The sequence below is a fragment of the Streptosporangium sp. NPDC023825 genome (genome assembly GCF_040639575.1).
Taxonomy (GTDB): Bacteria; Actinomycetota; Actinomycetes; order Streptosporangiales; family Streptosporangiaceae; genus Streptosporangium.
On sequence record NZ_JBFAAE010000049.1, the window covers coordinates 45,219 to 67,192 of the forward strand.

Sequence of the window (21,974 nt, forward strand, 5' to 3'; positions counted from 1 at the left end):
AGGCGATTCCCGGGATCCGGGTCTTCCCAAGGAGGTGCGAGGAGTGGGCTTCCTGATCGACAGGATCGGCGGGAAGTACGTCCTCATCGGCGGGCTCATCGCGATCGCCGCGACGGGCACGGTCCTGCAGAACCGCCTGAGCGCCGGGCTCGGCGCCGAGGCGCGACGCCGGACTGAGCGGTTCCCCGGCCGATACCGCGAGGACTTCGTGGACGCGGTCACCGCGGTGGCCGGAGGCGCCGAGGCGGGAGCCGACCGGATGCGGCCGCCCCCCGGGGTGAGCGACCGGCTCGCCCAGCAGATGCGGGAGAGCGCCCAGCTGGCCTTCGATCACGCTTTCGTCGGCGCGCTGCGATGGACCCTGCTGGTCCGCGCCGCGGTGGTGGTCGTCGCGAGCCTGCTGAGCCTCGCCGCCAAGCGGACCGGCCCCGCCACGCTCACCGCCCCCGAGGGGGAACCGGCACTGCGGTGAGGCCCCCACTCACCCGTCAACCACAAAAACAAAAGGAGCGTGTCGACATGGATCTCGGTCTCGTCGGAAAGGTCGTCCTCGTCACGGGCGGCAGCGGCTCGATCGGCGCTCACCTCGCCGCCGCCTTCGCGGCCGAGGGCGCCAGAGTGGCGATCACCTACCACCGCAACAAGGACGGCGCGCAGCGGGTGGCGCAGGACGTGGCCGGGCAGGGCGGTGAGGCGATCATCGTTCGGTACGACCTGACCGACCCCGCGTCGATCCGTGCCGCCTTCGACACGGTCACCGCGCAGTGGGGCGGTGTGGACGTGCTCGTCGTCAACGCCTCGGCCATTCCGGGGACGAAGGTCGAGCCGGTCGCCTTCGAGGACGTCTCCGTCGAGGAGTGGCGGTCATCGCTGCGCGCCGACGTGGAGGGCTCCTTCCACACCGTGCAGGCGGCCCTGCCCGGCATGAAGGAGCGGGGCTGGGGACGCATCGTCTTCATCTCGGCCGACATCGTCCAGCGCGGCGGCGGCGGCGACGAGGCGTTCGTCGCGAGCAAGATGGCCATGCACGGGCTGAGCAGGACGCTGGCCACCGAGCTGGCACCGGAGGGCGTCCTCGTCAACGTCGTCGCTCCCGGCCCCACCGTCACCAGGGGCTTCCTCGCGCGGGTCCCCGAGGAGTTCAGGCAGGACCTCGCCGGCAGGTCCGCGGAGGAGATCAAGCGCTTCCTGAACCGGGGCAGGCCGGCCGGTCACATCTCCACGCCCCAGGACGTCGCCGGCATCGTCCTCTACCTCGCGTCCGCGACCAACGGCAACATCACCGGCAGCGTGGTCCACGTCGCCGGAGGCAACTGACGTCCACCTCCCGCCGGGGGTTCCCGGCCGCACGTGCGGGTCCCCCTCCTCGCGGCGCCGGGATCGTGGCCCTGCCGGGGCTGGTATCACCACGGCCTCCCCGGGCGCGGTCCCGGCTGCCAGGCTCGGCCCCATGAGCGCATTCACCGACGGCGAAATCGCGTACCCGACCAGCCGGCCGCTGAACCACCCGGCCCGGTTCCGGCGGGACGGTTCCGGCAGGACCTCGGAGCCATAGGGCCACGGCGCCTCCGAGCTCGGCTTCCACGAACACCGACCACCGGAAAGGACCTTCCTTGCGTTACCGACCACTGGGCCGGACCGGGCTGCGGGTGTCCGAGCTGTTCCTCGGCGCGATGACCTTCTACGAGCGCGGCGGCTCCGACGTGCCGCAGGAGTACCGGGCCATGCTCGACACCTACGCCGACGCCGGGGGCAACGTCATCGACACCGCCTCGGCGTACGGCGAGAGCGAGGAGATCCTCGGCGAGCTCCTCGCCGGCCGCCGCGACCGTTTCGTCGTCGCCACCAAGTACACGCTCTCCCGCGACCGCGACGACCCGAACGCCGCCGGCAACCACCGCAAGAACCTCACCCTGTCGTTGGAGCGCAGCCTGCGGCGGCTGCGGACCGACCACGTCGACCTGCACTGGGTGCACATCTGGGACCGCCACACCCCGGTGGAGGAGACGATGCGGGCGCTGGACGACGCCGTGCGCGCCGGGAAGATCCTCTACGTGGGCATGTCCAACGCCCCGGCGTGGCTGATCAGCCGCGCCAACACGCTGGCGGAGTGGCGGGACTGGACGCCGTTCGCGGGCCTGCAGGTGCCGTACAACCTGCTCAGGCGCGACGTCGAGCGGGAGCTGCTGCCGATGGCCGAGGCCTTCGGGATGAGCGTGGCCGCGTGGGGGCCGCTCGCCGGCGGCGTGCTGTCGGGGAAGTTCACCGGCCGGGCGGCCGCGCAGGGGGCCACCCGGGTCGACCCCGGCTCCCTCACCGCGCGGGACCACGCGGTCGCGGGCGCCGTGCGGGAGGTCGCGGGCGACCTGGGTGTCACGGCGGCCCAGGTGGCGATCGCCTGGACCCGCGCCCGCTCCGCCGCCGTCCACCCGATCGTCGGCGCGAGAGACGTCGAGCAGCTCACCGAGAACCTGGGCTCGATCGACGTCGTCCTCCCCGAGGAGGCGGTCCGGCGCCTGGAGTCGGCGACGGAGTTCGAGGTGGGATTCCCCGGTGACTTCATCGCCGAGTGCGAGGCCGATCCGTGGGTGTTCGGCGAGGCGCCCACGCGGCCCCGCGGCCCCTCGCAGTTCTCCGGGCCGTAGGTCTCCAGGTCACGGGTCTTCGGATCTCCGGGCCGTAGGTCTCCAGGCCTCCAGGCCTCCAGGTCTCCGGGAACGGCTCGCCGGGTCCGGGCGGGGCGGCTTTTCCGAAATCCGCGGTGCCCGCCCGGTACGGCTTGCGTATCGGACTTTCGGCGGTGTCGGTGGGCCACGGCTCTGAGGCGTCCGAGCAGCGGTGACACCAGCCGCGCCACCGGCGGCGTGAACGCGAGCAGCGCCGCCACCACCACGGCGGCGGCGAGGACCGCGCCGGCGAGCACGTCGTGCGGGTAGTGAACCCCCACCATCACCCGCGGCAGCGCCGCCGCCCCCGCCAGCGGCAGAGTCACCGCGGCCAGACGAGGACGCAGCACCGCCAGCCCGGCCGCGAGCCCGGCGGCCAGGGTGGCGTGGTTGCTCGGAAACGACCAGTCCCCCACCGCAGGACATTCCGCGATCGCCGCCCCCGCCCCCCGCACCACGCGGCAAGGCCGCTCCTCGTCCACCACCAGCTTCAACGCCTCGCTGATCGCATAGGCGGCGACGGTGCCGGCACCGGCCTTCTCCCGGGCGCGGACCCGCCGGGGTTGACACCGATGATCTTCGGAATCATGGTTGACGTACGCGCGTTCTGCGAGAGGCGGGCCCGATGCGACCGATCAGACGGACCATTTCGGTGCTTGTCCTGCTGCTGAGCAGCATGGTCACCGTGGCCGTCGTGCCGTCTCCCGCGTCGGCGGTGCCACCGATCTCCTGGCGACCGTGTCCGCAGGACCGGACGGTCGAGTGCGGGTCGGTGAGCGTGCCGGTGGACTGGGCTCGTCCCGGCGGGGACAGGATCGAGATCGCGGTGGCCCGGCACAAGGCGACGGATCAGGCCCGGCGTGTCGGCTCGCTGGTGTTCAATCTCGGCGGTCCCGGTATCGGGGGCGTGAGCGCCACCGTCGACGCCGCCGAGTACTTCTCGGCGGAACTGCTGGAGCGGTTCGACCTCATCGGCTTCGACCCCCGGGGCGTCCCCGACAGCCGGCCGGTGCTCTGCCCGGCAGGAGTGTCCAATTATCCGGACAGTCCGGCCACCGCTGAGGAATACCGCCGGATGCTGGCCGGGCTGAACGCCTACGACAAGGAATGCCGCCGGTTGTCCGGGCCCGTGTTCGACCACGTCGACACCATGAGTGTGGTGCGTGACGTCGATGCCGTCCGCGCCGCTCTGGGGGAGCGGAAGATCTCCCTGTACACGTTGTCGTACGGCACGCTGCTCGGTCAGCGCTACGCCGAGCTCTTCCCGCACAGGCTGCGCGCGCTGGTGCTGGAGGGGAACCTGGATCACAGCCTGCGCCGGCCGCTGAGCTTCATGGCGGCCAGGGCCCGTACCTCGGAGCAGGCGTTCGGGAAGTTCGCGCAATGGTGTGAGGGGCCGGGCTCCGGCTGCGTCTTCAGCGGGCAGGACGTGGCGGAGGTACTCGATGGGTTGATGGCCCGGGCGGAGCGCGGAGAGCTTCGCGAGCCGGCCTTCCCCACCTTTGTGATCACCCCGGAGTGGCTGGCGGGCAGAGTCGAGTTCTACGTGGCGGAACAGGCTCTGTGGCCCGGACTCGACGACTATCTCACGGCTCTGAGGGACCAGGCCGCGCCACCCGCCGCACGGATCGCGGAGCCTCCCGAGACCGTGGAGGACGCGTACAGCGCGATCTTCTGCGCGGACTTCCGCTGGCCGATCCGTGATTTCGACGAACTGGTACGGCTCCGCGAAGCCGTACGGCAGGTGGCGCCGCGTCTGCGGTGGAGCCAGACCGGCTGGAGGGACGTCGTGGGGTGTCAGGGACGCGACATCACCACCCGCAACCCGCAACGCCCCTACCGTTTCCGGGACGACACGCCACCGGCCCTGCTGGTGAACAGCCGCCACGACGTCGCCACCCCGCACGAGTTCGCGGTGACGGTGTCGCGGCAGATGCCGCGGAGCGTGCTGCTCACCTACGAGGGCGTCGGCCACTGGACCTACGACTTCAGCCCTTGCACCCGCGCGGCGATCGACCGCTATCTTCTGACCCTGGCCCTGCCCCGGCCTCGCGCGACCTGCCCCGCCGTGCCCGTCACCGGCTGAGACGCCGCCCGGTCTCACGGCCGGAGGCATCTCCGCGTGGCCGCGGTTCTCAGAACCTGTCTGCGTGTCGTACCTGTTCACCTGGGTGTTCAACCACACTCGGGGTAGTGGTCCAATCGCTGTCCTGCTCCATACGCCATTGAATGCCTCGTTGCTTCCGGTACTCTTCCCGACCCTGTCCGACTCGCTGCGCTACGAGATCTGGCAGGTCGCCGGGTTCGGTCTGGTCGCTGTCGTACTCCTGGTGACCACCCGCGGTCGGCGCGGCCGGCCGTCAGAGCGCGTGGCGCGGACGCGAAGTGGCGAGCGGTGCCGGTGCTGCCGAGGTAGAACGAGCAAAGGAGCAGGTGGGGAAAGAGCAGGCAAGGCGAGGGGCGGGGTGCATGGAATGGTCAAGGTCCTCGGTCGAGCGGCACCTGCGGGCTCGGCTCGGCCCGGTGACCCGGCTACGCCGGTTGACCAGCAGTCCGCGCTCGCGCGTGTGGCGTGGCGAGCTGGACGGGACGACCGCGGTGATCAAACAGACGGCACGACGCGCGACGTGGCACCCGAGGCGGTGCGCGACGCGGCGCGCCGGCGCCGCGCGGACGCCCCGCCCCTGCGGACCCCGACCTCGGCTTCGTCGGCGCGCTGACGCCGACCGGCGCGTGGTGCGAGGACGCCTGGCTGACCACGGCCATGCTCACCGAGACCACCGAACGGCTGAAGTTCCTGGTCGCCTTCCGGCCCGGCCTGGTCACCCCGACCCTGGCCGCGCAGATGGGCGCCACCTTCCAGCGGCACTCGGGCGGGCGCCTGCTGCTCAACGTCGTCACCGGCGGCGAGAGCCACGAGCAGCGCGCGTACGGCGACTTCCTGGACAAGGACGCGAGATACGCGCGGACCGACGAGTTCCTGCACATCGTGCGGGCGCTGTGGCGCGGCGAGAGCGTCGACTTCACCGGGGAGCACCTGCGGGTCGAGGACGCGAGACTGAACCGGGTACCCGACCCGGTGCCGGACATCTACTTCGGCGGATCCTCCCCGGCCGCCGGCCGGGTCGCGGCCCGGCACGTGGACGTGTACCTCACCTGGGGCGAGCCACCCGCCGCGGTCGCCAAGAAGATCACCTGGGTGAACGGCCTGGCCGCGGCCGAAAAACGCACGCTGCGGCAGGGCATCCGGCTGCACGTGATCAGCAGGGACACCTCCGAGGAGGCGTGGGCACAGGCCCGCAGGCTGCTCGACGGCATCGACCCGGCCACGGTCGAGAAGGTGCAGGCGGGCCTGGCCCGCAGCGAGTCCGAGGGCCAGAAGCGGATGCTCGCCCTGCACGGCGGCAGCCGCGACGGGCTGGAGATCTCTCCCAACCTGTGGGCCGGGGTCGGGCTGGTCCGCGGCGGCGCGGGCACCGCGCTGGTCGGCAGCCACACCGAGGTGGCCGACCGGATCGAGGAGTACGCCCGCCTGGGCATCACCGAGTTCGTCATGTCCGGCCACCCGCACGTGGAGGAGGCGTACTGGTTCGGCGAGGGAGTGCTGCCGATCCTGCGCGGGCGCGGGCTGTGGGAACACCCCGCCGCGGCGGCCGCGCACGAGCCGGCCTCGATCCCGTTCGCGTCCACCGCGACGAGCTGAGCGACGCTCCCCTCCTCCTTCTGGCGGGCGACCGGCGGATCCGCACGGGCGACCGCGGGAATCCCCCTCGTTGACGAGGGAGGGGAAGTCGGCGCCGATCTCCCGCACTTGCCCGGCCGTGCCGAACGGTCCGGCTCGACCGCGCCGGCCGGGAGCGGGCCCCGGCCGGCGCGTCGCCGGCCGTGAGACGGCGGCCCTACCCGGGACGCCGGGAGACCGGAGGGGAGGTCCGCCCCGCGGCGCGGATCAGGTGAGGTGTTCGAGGATCAGCGCGGTGATCTCCTCCGGCCGCTCCATGCCCGGCAGGTGCCCGGCCCACTCCAGGTGCACCGCCGTCACCGAGGTCAGCTCCCGGGCCAGATGGCGGGCCGTCATCTGGAAGTAGGGCAGGTCGTGGGCGCCGCTGACCACCAGCGTGGGCATGGTCACCCTGGCCAGGTCGATCTCCCCCTCCAGCTGTGACGGCTCGGGGTCGGCGGCGAGCTGGACCTCGAAGGCGTGGCGCTGCATGGCCGCCTGCCGGGCGCGGGTCTCCCCGCCGGCCTCGGGGCCGAGCCAGGTACGGGCATTGAGCTCGACGGCGGCCTCGACCTCCCCCGCCTCCAGCAGCCGGTCCTCCTCCTCGCCGAACGCGGCGAGGTCGGGCGTGGGCTCCAGCCCGCAGCCCGGATTGAGCAGCACCAGCCGGACCAGGGCCGGATGGGCGGTGGCCACCTCCAGTGCGACCCGGCCCCCGTAGGAGGAGCCGACCAGCGCGGCCCTCTCCACCGCGAGCGCGGCGAGCAGGTCCGCCACGTCACCGGAGTCGGAGTAGGGGGTCTCGGCGGCGTACGGTGTGCGGCCGTGACCTCGCAGGTCCGGCCGGATCACCCGGAAGCGGGCGGTCAGCGCCTCCCACTGCGGGTCCCACATCCGCGAGTCGGCGGCACTGGAGTGCAGCAACACCACGGGGTCGCCCACTCCCCCGTCGTCGTAAGCGAGTGTCATCGGACCGCCGGAGAACGAGAATCGCCAGAAGCGAGAAGGAACATCCCGCCATCGTCGCGGCCGCTCCCGGTGTCCGCAATCGATCGACCACGGACGCGGCCCGCGCCACCGGACGCGGGAGCACGCGAGGCGGGCCGATCTCAGCCGGTCTCAGATCGATCGACCACGGACGCGGCCCGCGCCCACCGGGCGCGGGAGCACGCGAGGCGGGCCGGTCTCAGCCGGAGCCCGGGCCCGTGACGTACAGCGCGGCGAGGCCGGCGACGGTGGCGGCCATCTGCTCGCGCAGCTCGGGTGGCTCCAGCACCTCGATGTCGGCGCCCAGGCGCAGCAGCTGCCATTGGGCGTACCTGGTGGACTCGGTCGGCAGGCGCAGCACGACCCAGCCGTGCTCGTCGGGCGGCCCCGCCGCGGCGAGCGCGGCCTCGGCGACCTCCGCGCCCACCGTGTAACTCAGCATCCCCTCGACGCCGGGCGCCATGCGCACCACGGCCTCTCCGGTGTACATCCGCTCGCGGAAGCCGGCGGCGTACTCCCGCCAGAAGGCGGGCAGGTCGAAGTCGGCGGGACGCTCGAAGTGCCCCGGCGCGAGCTCGGCGCTCACGATCCGCGACACCCGGTAGGTGCGCGGCCCTCCCTCGCCGGCGACCGCCACCATGTACCACTCCCCGCCCTTGAGGACCAGCCCGTACGGGTGGGCCAGCCGCTCGACGTCGCGGGGGCCCCAGCGCCGGTAGGTCATCCGCAGCGGCCGTTGCTCCCACACCGCTTCGGCGACCTCCCCGAGGAAGGGGGCCGGGTCGGCGTCGCGGTACCAGCCGGGGACGTCCAGGTGGAAGCGCTCGCGCATCCGGGCGGCGTGGAAGCGCGGCTCGGGAGGAAGCGCGGCGAGCATCTTCAGCTCGGCGTTGGCCGCGACCTCGGCCAGTCCCAGGTCGGCGGCCGGACCGGGCAGCCCGGCCAGGAACAGCGAGGACGCCTCCGCGGCGGTCAGGCCGTTGAGCCGGGTGCGGTAGCCGTCCAGCAGGCGGTATCCGCCGGCGGGGCCGCGGTCGGCGTAGACCGGCACCCCGGCCGACGCCAGCGCCTCCACGTCGCGGTAGACCGTGCGGACGGAGACCTCCAGCTCCCCGGCCAGCTCGGTGGCCGTCATCCGCCCCCGGGTCTGCAGGAGCAGCAGGAGTGAAAGCAGACGACTCGCGCGCATGACGGCCATTGTCCCGCACGTTTGCCAATCTCACACACACCATGTTCAAATGAACACATGGAGAGCAACAATCGGATTCGCGCGATCATGTCGGCGCTGCAGACCAGCGACGTGGTCTCGGTCGCGGAGCTGGCCGTCGAGCACGCCGTGTCGGAGATGACCATCCGCCGCGACCTCGACGAGCTCGCCCAGCAGGGCGTGGTCAGGCGGGTCAGGGGCGGCGCGGTGAGCCTGCTGCTGCGCGGGGACGAGCCCCCCTTCGGGGTGCGCGAGCGCGAGGCTGTGGAGGCCAAGCGGCGGATCGCCGCCGAGGTCGCGGCCCTGCTCGCCGACGGGGAGGCCGTGCTGCTCGACAGCGGCACCACCTCCCTGGAGATCGCGCGCGTGATCCGCGACCGCCGCCTGACGGTCCTGCCGCTCTGCCTGCAGTCGGCCACCGAGCTCAGCACGGCACCCCGGATCCGCCTGGTGCTCCCCGGGGGCGAGGTCCGCCCCGGCGAGCTGAGCTTCACCGGCCCGCTGACCGAGAGCGCCATCCGGTCCCTGCGCTTCGACACCGCGGTCATCGGCTGCTGCGGCCTGTCCGCCGAGCACGGCCTCACCTCCCACGACCTCTCCGAGGTCGCCGTCAAACAGGCGGCGATCGCCTCCGCCCGGCGCGTGATCGTGGCCACCGACTCCGGCAAGTTCACCCGTACCGCGTTCGGCGCGGTCTGCCCGCTGGACCGCCTCGACATGGTCGTCACCGACACCGCACTGCCCCCCGCCGAGCACGACGCCATGATCGCGGCAGGCGTCGCCGTCCGCACCGTCTGAGCCACACCACCCGGGCGCGGCGTCCGGGCGGAATCCGCACCCGGCGACCATGCCGGACGCGCAGGGCTCGCCCGCCCTCCCCGATCCGCGCCCTCCGACTTCCGCACCCCCTGACTGGAGTCCTCCCCCATGCACGTCACCACCCTCGACCGGGCCGCGCTGCTACGCGGCCGGGTGGCGGTCTACCTGCTCTTCCTGCTCTCGGGCATGGCCATCGGCACCTGGACGGCACGCATCCCGTCGATCAAACAGGGGCTGGGGCTGAGCGAGGGCGAGCTCAGCCTCGGGCTGCTCGGCATCGCCGCCGGGGCGATCGCCGGCATGCAGGTGGTCGGCCGCCTGGTCGACCGCCACGGCAGCGTCAAGGTGATGCTGCCGATGGCCTTCGCCCAGGGCCTCGTGCTGATCCTGCCCGCCCTCATGCCGAACCTGGCCGGCCTGGCCGTCGCGCTGTTCGCCTTCGGGGCGGTGCACGGCACGCTGGACGTGGCGATGAACGCCAACGCCGTCGAGATCGAGCAGGCCACCGGCCGCCCGATCATGTCGTCCTTCCACGCCGTGTTCAGCATCGGCGGCTTCCTCGGCGCCGCCACCGGAGGGCTGCTCGCCCAGGCCGCGCTCGGCCCGGGGGCGACGTTCACCGCGGTCGCCGCCGTGATCGTCGCGCTCGCGCTCTGGGCCGCCCGCTGGGCGCTGTCCCTGACCGCGCACGCCGCCCCCGCCGGGACCGGGCCGGCGACCGGCGGGGGCGGCGGGGTGCTGCTGCTGGGCGTCCTGGCCTTCTGCTGCATGATCGGCGAAGGGGCCGCGGCCGACTGGAGCTCGGTCTACCTGAGCGAGAGCCTCAACAGCTCCGACGGGTTCGCCGCCGCCGCCTACGCCGCCTTCTCGATCATGATGACCGCGGGCCGCCTCGCCGGCGACAGGCTGGCCACCCTGCTGGGGCCGGTCAACCTGGTGCGCGCGTGCGGGGCGCTGGCCGCCTGCGGACTCGGCCTGGGCCTGCTCGCCGACCACCAGATCGCCGCGGTGATCGGTTTCGGCTGCTTCGGAGCCGGACTGTCCTGCATCGTCCCACAGGTCTTCTCCGTGGCCGGCCGGCGCGACCCGGCCCGGGCCGGGAAGGCGCTGGCCCGGGTGGCGAGCCTGGGCTACGTGGGATTCCTCAGCGGGCCCGTGCTGATCGGTGGTGCCGCCGAGCTGATCGGCCTGCCCCGCGCGCTGGCCGTCCCCGCCCTGTTGGCCTTTTTCGTCGCCCTGGCGGCCGGCGCGCTCAGGACCCCGCCCTTTACAAAGTAGATCAATAGATCGCGATCTCAGGGCAGCAGGAGGGAGACGATGCCCAGGGCCGCGCAGACGCCCAGGATGCGCAGCATCGGCCAGCGCAGCGCGAACGTCATCACCAGGGCCGCGGCGGTGATGACCAGCGCCACGACGTTGACGGTGGCGACTTCGGGAAGCTGAACGTGCAGCGGCCCCCAGGTGTGGACGCGGGTGACCGCGAACAGGGTGTGCTGGGCGAAGTACAGGGCCAGGTTGGCGATGACGCCGACGACCGCGGCGGTGATGCCGGTCAGGGCGGCGCCGATCGCGGCGTTGTGGCGCAGCCGCTCGATGTGGGGGGCGCCCAGGAAGATGAACAGGAAGCAGGGCACGAAGGTGACCCAGGTGGTCAGCAGGGCGCCCAGCAGCGCGCCCGCCCAGGGGTCGAGCATGCCGGGATCGCGGAAGGCGCCCAGGAAGGCGACGAACTGCACGACCATGATGAGCGGTCCGGGGGTCGACTCGGCCAGCGCCAGGCCGCGCACCATCTCACCGGGGGTGAGCCAGGCGTAGGTCTGGACGGCCTGCTGGGCGACGAAGGCCAGCACCGCGTAGGCACCGCCGAAGGTGACCAGGGCGGTGCCGGAGAAGAACAACCCCTGGGTGGTGAAGACGCTGCCGGTGCCGGTGAACACCGCGACGGCGGCCACCGGCAGCCACCAGGCGACCAGGCCGGCGGCCAGGATCCTGGCCGCCGAACGCCAGCTGGGGGTGGCGTGGTGCAGGGCGTCATCGGAGATCAGCGGCGCGGGCCCTTCGCCGGCCCCGTGCCCGCCACCGCCCTTCTTCACCAGGGCGGGCCTGAGCCTGTACACCACCCAGCCGATGAGCGCGGCCACGGCGACCACGACGGGGAAGGGAACCGCGAACAGGGCGAGCGCGGCGAAGGCGGCCACCGCGATGGCGACGAAGAGCGGGTGGGTCAGCGAGCGCCTGGCGACCCGGATGACGGCCTGGGCCACGATGGCCAGCACGGCCGGCGCGATCCCGGCGAACAGGGCGGTCACCACGGAGGTGTCCTGCCAGATGACGTAGACGGCCGACAGGGCCAGCAGCGCGAGCATGCCGGGCAGGACGAACAGGGTGCCGGCCACCAGGCCGCCGCGGGTGCCGTTCAGCAGCCAGCCGACGTAGATGGCCAGTTGCTGGGCCTCGGGACCGGGCAGCAGCATGCAGTAGTTGAGGGCGTGGTTGAAGCGCTGCTGGCCGATCCAGCGTTTCTCCTCCACCAGGGTGCGCTGCATGACCGCGATCTGCCCGGCCGGGCCGCCGAAGGTCTGCAGGGAGATGCCGAACCAGGCGCGCACCGCCTGGCGGAACGGGATCACGTCGCCGGGGGTCCCGGAGTCCGTGGCCCGCGTCTGGGAGTCTGTCATGGGTTCTCCGGTTCAGGCGGGTGGGCGGCCGAGCAGGAAGGCCCGCCGGTAGTACTCGTACAGTCCGTCGAACAGCGGGCCGGTCAGTTCCAGGACGCGCTCGTCGTCGCAGGTCATCGACAGCCCGCGCAGGCCGACGTCCAGGCCCGGGGCCTCGGGGGCGTCGTAGCGCTCGTCGTCGACGTCGGCCTCGTGCACGATCTCGGCGACCTTCCACAGCACCGGGTCGGTCAGCTCGTAGGTGCGCAGGATCGTCTCGAAACTGCAGTCGGCGCCGTGGTGGGACAGCCTGGCGCCGCGCATGTCGAACGGGGTCGCGTCGGCCGGCACCTGGGCCGGTCGTCGACGAACACGAAGCGCGCCTCGGCGTCGAGGTGGCGGCGGATCAGCCAGGCGCACGCCGCCCGGTCGATGTGCACCCCCGCCCGGGTCGCCCACCTCATCGCGGGCCCGCCTTCGGTGCCGGCGTCGTCCCGGCGTCTCGCGCCCCGCCGGCCGCCGGGCCGTCACCGGCCTCCCCTGCCTCCCGGTCGTCACCGCGGCGGGCGGGCACCTGCTCGGGCGCGGTCAGGGCGCGGACCGCCCGGTGGGCCGGCTCGCGTTCGGCGGGGGCGAAGAAGTCGCGGCGGCCGATGCGGCGTAGCTCCGCGCGCAGCCGGCCCGCCACCCGCGAGCGCTCCCCCGCTCCGGCGTTCTCGGCGGCGCGGGCCGCGGCGACGACCGCCAGGTACTCGGCGCGGCGAGCCGCCTGCATCTGCTCGGCGATCGCCCGCTCCTGGGCGGTACCGGCCGGGGTGGCCAGCCAGACCATGGCGGTGCCGTCCGCGGCGCCGATCTCCTCGGCGATCCATTCGAGCTGCTCACGGGTGCGCGCGTCGGCGGGCAGCGCCACCAGGCCGTCGCCCAGCCGGGCCACCCCCAGCCGGTCCAGCTTGCGCCAGACGGCGATGCGCGGTGCCGAGGGTTCGCGCGGGATCCGGTAGGCCAGCAGCACCCATCGCCCCGCCGGGGCCGGGGGGGCCGGGGGGGCCGGGGGTTCGTGCTCCACGAAGCACTCCTCGAGATCGGTAACCACGGTTACAGTAGCCGTGGTTACAGTCCCAGGGGAAGAGCATCCGGCGAGATGCTCGCCCGGTGGAGACGTACCGCCAACAACGCGGCTCGCGAGGGGCATCGGAACGAGACCGCACGCCAAGAAATGATCTTGAGGGTGTGGCGGGCCCTCCGGCGGCCGGACGGGGCCCGGGTCAGCTCGTGCCGCGCGGGACCAGTCGCAGCCGCAGCGCCACCTCGCGGGCGGTCGCGGGCCGGTCGAGCCGTTGGATGAGCAGTTCCATCGCGGCGTGCCCGGACTCCTCCAGGGGCCGGCGCACGGTGGTGAGATCAAGGGCGTCGGCCAGGTCGCTGTCGTCGAGGCCGACCACCGCCAGGTCGCCGGGGACGGCGAGGCCGACGGTGCTCGCACGCGATCCCGAGTCGTAGGAGGTCACAGCAGCGACAGGGCCCGGGCGGCGACCCCGGCCATGCCCAGACGCTCGGCCAGGCGCAGCGCGCGGCGGAGCAGGCGGGCGGGATCCCCTTCGGAGCCTCCGCGGGAGTCTTCGGAGACGTTCCCCGAGGCGCCTGCGCCCTCTCGCAGGCGCAGCGCCCTGGCACGGTCGAGGTGGAGGTGCGCGATCAGCGGTGAGGCGGCGCCGGCGAGCGGGAGCGCCTCGTCGAAGCACCGCAGCGCCTCCTCGGCGTCCCCCTCGGCCAGCGCGAGCAGCCCGAGATAGCGATCCGTCGGCCCCAGCAGGATCGTGGGCCACCCGGCGAGCGCGATCTGCCCCCGATGGGCCGACAACCGCTCTCGCACGAGGGCGCCGCACCGCGACAGCTCGGGATCGCCGTGGCCGGCCTCGAGGAGAAGCGCGCACGACTCGGCCAGCAGAGCCAGCGTCGGAACCGACCACCCGTCGGGCGGCAGCGCGCCGAGATCGGAGGTCTCGCGGAAGAACGCCCTCAACCGGTCCCTCGCGTCCTCGTGCCCGCCGATCTCGCAGAGCGCCAGGATGAGCGCCGCGCGCCAGATCGGGAAGTACTCGTACTCCACCACCTGCCTGGCGAGCCCGGAGCCGAAGAGCTCCCCCAGCCTTCCCTGCTCGCGCAGCAGCCAGTAGTGCTGCCCGATCAGCGTCTGCCGCAGGGTGTCGGCGGCCGCTCCCCCGCCCTCACCCTCCTCGAGCTGCTTCCACTCGGCCAGGACGCGCTCCTCGGCGCGGCCGAACTCCCCGTGCCACACGTCCATCAGCGTGTCGAGGGTGGTCTGCAGCCAGGGGCCGAACACCCGGTGGTTGCGCGCGACGTGCCTGCGGTGACCGGCCACGGTGGCGGCGGCCTCTCTCAGGCGGCCCAGCCGCAGCTGGTCGATCGTGAGGGCGACCATGGCCTCGCTGCGAAAGTGCGCGGACGCCGCCTGGATGCTCGCCTCCTGGAGCCGCTCGGCGATGCCCAGCAGCTCCTTCGGGTGCGCGAAGTCGTACAGGCCCCATCTGCACTCGTTCAGCACCTCGCAGCGGATGAGCGGCCCGGCCCCGGACTCCTCCAGCTCGCGCAGCGTCGCGCGGGCCAGTTCCACCCCGGGCCGCAGGCCGGCGTACGTGGGGTCGAGGCTGTCGCTGACCGCCATCGTCAGCTTGTGGGCGAGATGCGCCCGCAGCTGCAGCCGCAGCGGGACCGCCTCCTCGCCGGTGTCGTCGCGGAGCGCCTCCAGGCTGCCGCTCAGCACGTGCAGCAGCTGCCGGTCGGCCTGTCCGGGGTCCGACCAGCGGCGCGCCAGCCTGATCGCCGCCACCGCCGCGAGCCTCGGCAGGCTCTCGCCGTCGCGGTGGGCCCGCAGGTACAGACGCTCGGCCTCCTCCAGGTCACCGGCGTCGTTGCGCGCGTCCCCCAGCGTGATCAGCAGGCTCACCCGGGTCTCGGCGTCGCACCGCAGCTCCAGCCCGGCCAGCGCCCACGTGATCGCCCCCTCGGTGGCGAAGCCGCGCTGCTGCGCCCGCGCGGCTCCCAGGCAGGCCGCGGCGACACGTTCCTGGGACAACCCGCTGCCCGAGGAGCGGGCGTGTTCGGCGACGCGCACCGGCAGCGCCGGGTCGATCCAGCCGTCCCCGCCCGTCCGCGCCATCCGCTCGTCCAGGATCTCGAACGCCCGGCGGTGCAGCTCCATGGCCAGTTCCGGATGGCGCCTCAGCTCCTGGAGCAGGCTCTCCCTGGCCGTGTCGTGGCCGAAGCGCAGCCCCTGGTGGTCGACGACCGTTCCGGCCGTCACGGCCACCGCGCGCCTGCGGTTCGCCTCCCGGGTGTCGAGGTCCAGCATGCCCGCGACGAGCTCGGGGTCGATCTCCCGGCCCAGGGCGGTGACGGCCGCCGCGGCGAGCCAGCGGAACATCGGGCTGGAGGCGGTGTCGTGCCGCGGGCGGTCGCGGGGAAGGTCACCGGCCTCGGTGATCCGGCACAGGTCCAGCGGCAGCCCTCCGGTCTCGTCCACGGCCCTGCCGGTCTCGGCGCGTGTCGGTTCGCGTCCCCACGCCGCGCCCAGCCACTCCGCCACCTCCTCGGCCCCCAGCCGGGACAGGGCCAGCACGTCCATCCGTCCCCGCCGGCGCGACGGCTCGGAGCGGTCGGTGAGCACGAAGCCGACCGGGGCCTCCCCGAGGGCCTCCCGCACGTTGTGCAGCAGTTCCTCGGCGTCGGAGCGCAGCAGGTGGGCGTCGTCGAAGACGACCAGGAGACCGGCGCCGGCGGTCAGGCGCAGCAGGGAGACCAGGAGGGCGACCAGCCGCCGCGGGTCGCGTTCGTGGCCGGGCCCGCCGAGCGAGACGAACAGGCCCGCCGACATCAGGCCCTCCAGCGTCTCGCGCTCCTCGGCGCCTATCGGGACGGCCGGGCCGGCCAGGTCGCGCCGCAGGTCCTCCCAGAGGGTCCCGACCAGCACCCGCCACGGCTGCAGGTCGCCGAGCTCCTGGCACGGGACGGTCACCATGCGCACCCTGGGGGGCAGGAGCACGGCCAGCTCCTCCACCAACCTGGTCTTGCCGACCCCGGGGACTCCGCAGACGGCCAGGGCCACCGGCTCGCCGCGTTCGAGCCGCCCGGCCAGCGCGGAGAGCCGGAGGATCTCGTCCCTGCGGCCGATCAGGGACCGCGGGCCGCCGTGACCGTAGGCGTGCCCGCAGGCGCGGGCGGCGGGCGGCGACGGCGGGCGGCCGAGGCCGTGCCCGCGCAGGGCCAGCAGGTCCTGCGCCCGGCTCACCGCGTCGTCCCCCGGGGAGATCGCGCGGCGCCGCTCGATCAGCTCCCTCGCGGTGACCGCCCCCTCGTCGCGCAGGGTGATGAGGAAGCGCAGCAGCCACAGCGGTCCGCTGTCCTCCTGCCCTTCGGCGGCGACCTCTCCGGCGAGGAACGCCGCGTCGCCCAGCAGGTCGAGCCGGATGGCGACGCGGGCGGCGAGCCTGATCAGCTCCCGGCGCCGCTCCCGCAGCCCGGCGTGGTAGCTCTCGCAGACCCTGGGCGGGATCCACCCGCCCGCCAGCGACGCGAACGGGTCGCCGGACCACTCCCCGAGGGCCTCGCGCAGCGTCCGCAGGGACGCGGCGAGGTCGCCCCGCTCCAGCAGCGTCCGCCCGTCGCGCAGGTACGCCTCGAACCTCCGCGTGTCGACGACGGCGGCGAGGCGGCCCGGCGCGTCCTCGACCAGCTCGTAGACGTGCGAGCGCCTGGCCCGCGGGATGTCCAGCCCGCTGCCGCGCAGCAGCCCGCGCAGCCGCGAGACCGGCGGCGCCACCTCCACGTGCCTGCCGGAGGAGGGCTCCGACAGCCCGGCGGCCAGGGCGGCCGGGGAGATCGGGCCGCGGGCGGAGACCAGCATCGCCAGTGTCTTCGCCAGCTGCGGGTTGATCTCCTGCGGCACCCCGTCGATCACGATGTCCACCGCACCGAACAACCTGATCTCGAAGCTCGCCACGTCCACCGCCCGGGAGGATCGATTCGTGTTTTTTCCGGCGACGGCTCCGGCTGCAAGGTCGTCGCAAGGTCGTCGGCCCCATCGTGGGGACGAGCGTGGAAAGCAGCTCGAAGCGCTCGACAACGATGTCACAGGAGACGAGCGCATGGCCAAGATCGAGGATTTTTCCATCGGCCCGCCGGGCGACGGCCCGCAGAGAAAGGCCAGGGAGAATGTCCGGCGCGAGAGAAGTGCTGAATCAGATAAACCACTAAGTGTGGCAATAATGGGACAAACAGGAGTAGGTAAGACGTCGCTCCTGAACTGCCTGTTCGGCACCGATCTCGCCGTCGGTCACGTCCGGCCGGTCACCCGGAGACCGGAGCCGGTCTCGGTACCCGGCGCCTCGGGCCACATGCTGACCTTCTGGGACATGCCGGGGATCGGGGAGTCCGCCGTCGCCGACGAGACCTACCTGGCCATGTACCTGGAGAGGCTGATCCAGTGTGACGTCGTCATCTGGGCCTTCCACGCCGACAGCCGCTCCACCGCCTACGACGAGCAGTGCCTGAGCGGGCTGCTCGACGGTGTCGCGGTCGAGACGCGGCGGCTCATCATGAGCAAGCTGACCTTCCTCCTCACCAAGGCGGACACCCTGACCCCGCCCCCGTGGATCTTCGACATGCGGGGGGATCGGGGCACCTTCGCCCCCGGCGGGGCGCTCCGGCGCCGTTTGGAGGAAAAGGCCGCCTACTACGAGAGCGTCTTTCTCGAACCCCGCGCGGACATCCTTCTCACGAGCACCTACGGCACCGGGGAGTTCACCGTCTCCGACGAAAGGCTCGGCTTCGACCGGCGCGGTGTCCACTACCGCGGCCATTTCTCACAACAGGTGTGCGACGAGTACTCGGAGCGTCATCCGGCGCACCGGGAGGTTTTCTCCCGCCTGCGCGACAACCATCGCGTGCTGCCCTGCTCGGCGCTGTTCAGGTTCAACCTCACGCGGCTGATGACCGGCGTCGTGAACAGGCTCGGCCCCACGGCCGTCTTCCGTTTCCGGCGCCTTCTCCAGGACGTGGACGACCTCGGCGGCGTGCCGGTGGCCACGGCGCGCACCTACGGCAACCTGATGATCTGGGACGGCGAACGCGGCGCCAAGGCGTTCGACCTCACCGAGATCCCCCTTTGAGGACTTCGCGGAGAGGTGAGAGGCCGTGGGAACCGGCCGGACGGGGTCCGGCCGGTCGGGGGCGCCCGGGGCCGCCGGGGCACCGGCGGCCCCGGGTCGGGAGTCCCGAGGGGCGGGGGGTCAGGCCGTACGGAGCCAGACGGCGGTGTCGGAGGGGAGCAGGTCCCCCTCCAGCGGGCCGCTGGCCAGCAGGACCGACTCGTGCTCGGGCAGGGAGACCGGCTCCCGGCCGAGGTTGACCACGCAGACCAGACCCGACTCCCGGCGGAAGGCCAGCACCCCGTCCTGGGCGTCCAGCCAGGTCAGCGTGCCGTCGCCGAGCAGCTCGCGGCGCAGGTGCAGCCCGGTGCGGTAGAGGGTGAACATGGACGTGGGGTTGGCGGCCTGCGCCTCGGCCGTCAGCGCCTTCCACTCCAGCGGCTGCGGCAGCCACGTCGGCCCGGCGCCGAACCCGAACGGCGGCTCGTCACCCGACCACGGCAGCGGCACCCGGCAGCCGTCGCGGCCGCGGTCGGTGCGGCCCGAGCGGATCCAGATCGGGTCCTGGCGCAGGTCGTCGGGGATGTCCTCGACCTCCGGCAGCCCCAGCTCCTCGCCCTGGTAGACGTAGAGGCCGCCGGGCAGCGCCATCGCCAGCAGCGCGGCCGCGCGCGCCCTGCGCTCGCCCAGCACAGGGTCGGAGGGCATGCCGTGCTTGCGGTCGGCGTGGCTGAAGGAGGTGTCGGCCCTGCCGTACTTGGTCACCGGGCGGGTCACGTCGTGGTTGGACAGCACCCAGGTGGGGGGAGCGCCCAGCGGGGTGTGCGTGGCCAGGGTCAGGTCGATCGACCCGCGCAGCGCGGCCGCGTCCCAGGTGCACGCCAGGAAGTCGAAGTTGAACGCGGTGTGCATCTCGTCGGGGCGCAGGTACTGGGCGAACCGCTCCTGGTCGGGCAGCCACACCTCGCCGATCAGGATCCTGTCGTCGTACTCCTCGGCCACCCTGCGCCAGCCGCGGTAGATCTCGTGGACGCCGTCGAGGTCGGTGTAGGCCTCCTCGCCTCCCAGGCTGTCCATGTCCTTGACCAGCAGGGCGGCCGAGTCGATCCGGATGCCGTCCACCCCCCGGTCGAACCAGAACCGCAGCACGTCGTGGAACTCCTCGACGACCTCCGGGTTGTCCCAGTTGAAGTCGGGCTGCTCGGGGGCGAACAGGTGCAGGTACCACTCGCCGTCGGCGATCCGGGTCCACGCGGGGCCACCGAAGATCGACTGCCAGTCGTTGGGCGGCAGCTCGCCGCTCTCCCCCCGACCCGCGCGGAAGTGGAAGCGCTCCCGCTCGGCGGAGCCCGGCCCGGCCTCCAGCGCCTGCAGGAACCACTTCTGCCGGTCGGAGCCGTGGTTGGGGACGATGTCGGTGATCGTCTTGATGCCCAGGGCGTGCGCCTCGGCGATGAACTCCTCCGCCTCGGCGAGCGTGCCGAACGACGGCTCGATGTCACGGTAGTCGGCCACGTCGTACCCACCGTCGGCCATCGGCGACGGGTACCAGGGGTTGAGCCAGATCGCGCCGACGCCCAGGTCGGAGAGGTACGGCAGGCGCGCGCGGAGTCCCGCGAGGTCGCCGATGCCGTCGCCGTTGCCGTCGGCGAAGCTCCGGAGATAGACCTGGTAGATCGCGGCTCCCCGCCACCACGTTTCGGACATGCTGGAACAACTCCTTAGTAGTTGTGGGTGGGTGACGAGGTCAGCCCTTGAGGCTGCCGGCGGTGAGACCGGCCATGATGCTGCGCTGGAAGACGAAGAAGACGATCATTGTCGGGATGCTCGCGATCACCAGCGAGGCGATCAGCACGTTCTGCGGCATCTGCGCCGAGAGCGAGGCGATGCCCACGCTGATCGTCATCTTCTCCCCGTCCGGCAGCACCAGCAGCGGCCAGACGAAATCCTTCCAGACGTTGACCACGGAGAGGATGGACACCACTCCGAGGATCGGCCGGGAGACGGGCAGCACGATCGACCAGAGGATACGCGCCGGAGAGGCGCCGTCGATCTGGGCGGCCTCCAGCAGTTCCCTGGGGATCGAGTCGAAGAAACGCTTGAGCAGGAAGATGAAGAACCCGTTGGCCGCGGCGGGAAGCCAGATCACCCACGGGGTGTTCAGCAGGTCCCAGCCGAAGATCGGCATGTCCTTGACCGTCAGGTAGGCGGGCAGCAGGATGACCATCGGCGGGATCATGAGCGTGGCCAGCATCATGCCCAGGACCAGGTTGCCCAGCACCGGCCGCAGCTTCGACAGCGCGTAGGCGGCCGAGACGTCGACGGCGAGCGTGAACAGCCAGGCGCCGCCGGCGTAGATGACGGTGTTGGTGAGGAACAGCCCCAGGTCCAGCTGGTCCCACGCCTCGGCGTACACCCCGAAGTCGAACGACGTCGGGAAGAAGCTCGGCGGGATCTGGGCGAGCTCCTCGGGGGTCTTGAGCGCGCCGGTGACCATCCAGTAGAGGGGGAACACGAACACGGCGGTGAACAGGAGCACCACGAAGGTCAGCACGGCGCGGTAGATCCACCGCCCGTGCGGGGTGGTGAGGGTGTGCGGGGAGACCAGGCTCCGGAACTCCCTGGCCGGTTCCTTGGGCTTGCGCGGCCGCCGGGCCTTCTTCCCGGAGCCCCGCTCCGGCGGCGGGGCGGGAGCCGGGCGAGGTGGTTGAACGGTGAGGTTCGACATCGGCTCAGCTGCCTCCTTAGCTCTGGTTGTCCCGCGACAGGCGCAGGTAGAAGGCGGAGAACACCATCAGCACGACCATGAGCATCAGCCCGAGCGCGCCTCCGGCGCCGAAGTCGCCGAAGTTGAAGGCGTACTGGTACATGAGGTAGGCGACGGTGAGCGTCGCGTTCTCCGGGCCGCCGCCGGTGAGCAGGTACGGCTCGATGAAGACCTGCATGGTCGCCACGATCTGCAGCAGCAGCATCACCAGCAGGATGAGCCTGGTCTGCGGGATCGTCACGTGCCAGACCCGCTTGAAGAGCCCGGCGCCGTCCAGCTCCGCGGCCTCGTACAGCTCGCCGGGGATGCTCTGCAGCGCGGCGAGGTAGATCAGCGTGCCGGTTCCCAGGTTCATCCAGGTGGAGACGATGACGAGGGAGATGAGCGCGGTGTCGGTGGAGTCGAGCCAGCTCAGGGCCGGCAGGTGCGCCAGGTCCAGGATCTGGTTGAACAGGCCGGCGCCCGGGTCGTAGAACCACTTGAACAGCAGCACCCCGACGGCGGGCGGCAGCATCACCGGGAGGTAGACGATGAACCGCAGGTAGGCCCGCGCGTGCCGCAGCTCGTTCAGGACGATCGCCGCCACGAACGGGACGACGTAGCCGAACACGAGTGCCAGGCCGGTGAAGGCGATGGTGTTGATCCACGCCTGGGCGAACGCCGAGTCCTCGGTCACGGTACGGAAGTTGTCCAGGCCGACCCAGGTGGGGTCGTCGACGAAGTTCGTCTGCTGGAAACTGAGCAGGACCTCCCTCACCATGGGGTACCAGGAGAAGAAGGCGAAGCAGATCAGCGCCGCGCACAGGAACCCGTAGGCGGTCAGGTTGCGTTGCAGCCCTCGCCGGAACGCTCCCGGCTTTCGCCGCCGTGGACCTTTCACGGTCATAGTGGTCATCGGTTGACTCCCGATATCGACATGAGTGCCGGGGTGCCGGGCGACGGGCCGGCCCCCCCGGGGGGAGAAAGGGAGCGGGACATAG

16 protein-coding genes and 3 pseudogenes are annotated in these 21,974 nt (G+C 72.3%); 8 read left to right on the forward strand and 11 right to left on the reverse strand.

The window, feature by feature from the left end; all coding sequences use genetic code 11:
• The first annotated feature begins 43 nt into the window (after nt 1-43).
• The 3 genes from AB0G15_RS31730 (at nt 44) to AB0G15_RS31740 (ending at nt 2,645) form a co-directional block, all read left to right on the forward strand.
• Nucleotides 44-472: a hypothetical protein gene (locus AB0G15_RS31730; protein ID WP_362846826.1), complete on the forward strand. Its 429-nt coding sequence runs from the start codon at nt 44-46 to the stop codon at nt 470-472.
• Nucleotides 473-519: 47 nt separating this feature from the next.
• A complete protein-coding gene (locus AB0G15_RS31735; protein ID WP_362846828.1) occupies nt 520-1,317 on the forward strand; it encodes an SDR family oxidoreductase in 798 nt (265 codons plus the stop codon).
• 296 nt (nt 1,318-1,613) lie between these two features.
• Nucleotides 1,614-2,645, forward strand: coding sequence for an aldo/keto reductase (locus AB0G15_RS31740; RefSeq protein WP_362846830.1), 1,032 nt, complete (start codon nt 1,614-1,616; stop codon nt 2,643-2,645).
• A 239-nt stretch (nt 2,646-2,884) separates the two neighbouring features.
• On the opposite strand, the pseudogene AB0G15_RS31745 reads toward AB0G15_RS31740, so the two are convergent.
• Nucleotides 2,885-3,187 (reverse strand): annotated as a pseudogene (locus AB0G15_RS31745) (phosphatase PAP2 family protein); the annotation flags it as partial.
• 131 nt (nt 3,188-3,318) lie between these two features.
• Here AB0G15_RS31745 and AB0G15_RS31750 point away from each other — a divergent pair.
• Together AB0G15_RS31750 and AB0G15_RS31755 are read left to right on the forward strand one after the other, a co-directional pair.
• A complete protein-coding gene (locus AB0G15_RS31750) occupies nt 3,319-4,752 on the forward strand; it encodes an alpha/beta hydrolase (RefSeq protein WP_362846832.1) in 1,434 nt (477 codons plus the stop codon).
• Nucleotides 4,753-5,364: 612 nt separating this feature from the next.
• Nucleotides 5,365-6,369: pseudogene (locus AB0G15_RS31755) on the forward strand (LLM class flavin-dependent oxidoreductase); the annotation flags it as partial.
• A 246-nt stretch (nt 6,370-6,615) separates the two neighbouring features.
• Here the strand turns inward: AB0G15_RS31755 and AB0G15_RS31760 are convergent.
• Both AB0G15_RS31760 and AB0G15_RS31765 read right to left on the reverse strand, forming a co-directional pair.
• Nucleotides 6,616-7,356: an alpha/beta hydrolase gene (locus AB0G15_RS31760; RefSeq protein ID WP_362846834.1), complete on the reverse strand. Its 741-nt coding sequence runs from the start codon at nt 7,354-7,356 to the stop codon at nt 6,616-6,618.
• Between the two features lie 217 nt (nt 7,357-7,573).
• A complete protein-coding gene (locus tag AB0G15_RS31765; protein WP_362846836.1) occupies nt 7,574-8,563 on the reverse strand; it encodes a WYL domain-containing protein in 990 nt (329 codons plus the stop codon).
• A gap of 57 nt (nt 8,564-8,620) precedes the next feature.
• On the opposite strand from AB0G15_RS31765, the gene AB0G15_RS31770 reads away from it, so the two are divergent.
• Together AB0G15_RS31770 and AB0G15_RS31775 are read left to right on the forward strand one after the other, a co-directional pair.
• The gene (locus tag AB0G15_RS31770) at nt 8,621-9,379 is read left to right on the forward strand and encodes a DeoR/GlpR family DNA-binding transcription regulator (protein WP_362846838.1); all 759 of its coding nucleotides are present in this window, start codon (nt 8,621-8,623) and stop codon (nt 9,377-9,379) included.
• 129 nt (nt 9,380-9,508) lie between these two features.
• Nucleotides 9,509-10,678, forward strand: a complete 1,170-nt coding sequence (locus AB0G15_RS31775) for an MFS transporter (RefSeq protein WP_362846840.1) — start codon at nt 9,509-9,511, stop codon at nt 10,676-10,678.
• A 17-nt stretch (nt 10,679-10,695) separates the two neighbouring features.
• Here the strand turns inward: AB0G15_RS31775 and chrA are convergent, their stop codons facing one another.
• From chrA to AB0G15_RS31800, 5 genes and pseudogenes are all read right to left on the reverse strand, one after another.
• The gene (gene chrA / locus AB0G15_RS31780; RefSeq protein WP_362846842.1) at nt 10,696-12,078 is read right to left on the reverse strand and encodes a chromate efflux transporter; all 1,383 of its coding nucleotides are present in this window, start codon (nt 12,076-12,078) and stop codon (nt 10,696-10,698) included.
• 12 nt (nt 12,079-12,090) lie between these two features.
• A pseudogene (locus AB0G15_RS31785) lies at nt 12,091-12,521 on the reverse strand (chromate resistance protein ChrB domain-containing protein).
• Nucleotides 12,518-13,153 (reverse strand): Chromate resistance protein ChrB, encoded by a 636-nt coding sequence (locus AB0G15_RS31790; RefSeq protein ID WP_362846844.1) that lies wholly within the window; start codon nt 13,151-13,153, stop codon nt 12,518-12,520. Before AB0G15_RS31790 ends, AB0G15_RS31785 begins: the two are co-directional and overlap by 4 nt.
• 172 nt (nt 13,154-13,325) lie before the next feature.
• Nucleotides 13,326-13,568 (reverse strand): substrate-binding domain-containing protein, encoded by a 243-nt coding sequence (locus tag AB0G15_RS31795; protein WP_362846846.1) that lies wholly within the window; start codon nt 13,566-13,568, stop codon nt 13,326-13,328.
• Entirely contained in the window at nt 13,565-17,086 is a 3,522-nt protein-coding gene (locus AB0G15_RS31800) for an AAA family ATPase (RefSeq protein ID WP_362846848.1), read from the reverse strand. The genes AB0G15_RS31795 and AB0G15_RS31800 overlap by 4 nt, the downstream gene beginning before the upstream one ends.
• A 139-nt stretch (nt 17,087-17,225) precedes the next feature.
• Here AB0G15_RS31800 and AB0G15_RS31805 point away from each other — a divergent pair, with 139 nt between their 5' ends.
• The gene (locus tag AB0G15_RS31805; RefSeq protein ID WP_362846850.1) at nt 17,226-18,248 is read left to right on the forward strand and encodes a GTPase; all 1,023 of its coding nucleotides are present in this window, start codon (nt 17,226-17,228) and stop codon (nt 18,246-18,248) included.
• A 120-nt stretch (nt 18,249-18,368) separates the two neighbouring features.
• On the opposite strand, the gene AB0G15_RS31810 is transcribed toward AB0G15_RS31805, so the two are convergent.
• From AB0G15_RS31810 to AB0G15_RS31820, 3 genes are read right to left on the reverse strand one after another with little or no spacing between them, the layout of a single operon-like run.
• The gene (locus AB0G15_RS31810) at nt 18,369-19,934 is read right to left on the reverse strand and encodes a glycoside hydrolase family 13 protein (RefSeq protein ID WP_362846852.1); all 1,566 of its coding nucleotides are present in this window, start codon (nt 19,932-19,934) and stop codon (nt 18,369-18,371) included.
• Nucleotides 19,935-19,974: 40 nt separating this feature from the next.
• Nucleotides 19,975-20,955 (reverse strand): carbohydrate ABC transporter permease, encoded by a 981-nt coding sequence (locus AB0G15_RS31815; protein ID WP_362846854.1) that lies wholly within the window; start codon nt 20,953-20,955, stop codon nt 19,975-19,977.
• A gap of 16 nt (nt 20,956-20,971) precedes the next feature.
• Nucleotides 20,972-21,889, reverse strand: a complete 918-nt coding sequence (locus AB0G15_RS31820; protein WP_362697155.1) for a sugar ABC transporter permease — start codon at nt 21,887-21,889, stop codon at nt 20,972-20,974.
• Nucleotides 21,890-21,974: the final 85 nt, after the last annotated feature.

Bases quoted from the DNA above. Each gene is read 5' to 3' on its own strand.
- AB0G15_RS31765 (WP_362846836.1), bottom strand. From the start codon at position 8,563: ATGCGCGCGAGTCGTCTGCTTTCACTCCTGCTGCTCCTGCAGACCCGG.
- AB0G15_RS31810 (WP_362846852.1), bottom strand. From the start codon at position 19,934: ATGTCCGAAACGTGGTGGCGGGGAGCCGCGATCTACCAGGTCTATCTC.
- AB0G15_RS31775 (WP_362846840.1), top strand. From the start codon at position 9,509: ATGCACGTCACCACCCTCGACCGGGCCGCGCTGCTACGCGGCCGGGTG.
- AB0G15_RS31805 (WP_362846850.1), top strand. From the start codon at position 17,226: ATGGCCAAGATCGAGGATTTTTCCATCGGCCCGCCGGGCGACGGCCCG.
- chrA (WP_362846842.1), bottom strand. From the start codon at position 12,078: ATGACAGACTCCCAGACGCGGGCCACGGACTCCGGGACCCCCGGCGAC.
- AB0G15_RS31770 (WP_362846838.1), top strand. From the start codon at position 8,621: ATGGAGAGCAACAATCGGATTCGCGCGATCATGTCGGCGCTGCAGACC.
- AB0G15_RS31820 (WP_362697155.1), bottom strand. From the start codon at position 21,889: ATGACCACTATGACCGTGAAAGGTCCACGGCGGCGAAAGCCGGGAGCG.
- AB0G15_RS31815 (WP_362846854.1), bottom strand. From the start codon at position 20,955: ATGTCGAACCTCACCGTTCAACCACCTCGCCCGGCTCCCGCCCCGCCG.
- AB0G15_RS31735 (WP_362846828.1), top strand. From the start codon at position 520: ATGGATCTCGGTCTCGTCGGAAAGGTCGTCCTCGTCACGGGCGGCAGC.
- AB0G15_RS31760 (WP_362846834.1), bottom strand. From the start codon at position 7,356: ATGACACTCGCTTACGACGACGGGGGAGTGGGCGACCCCGTGGTGTTG.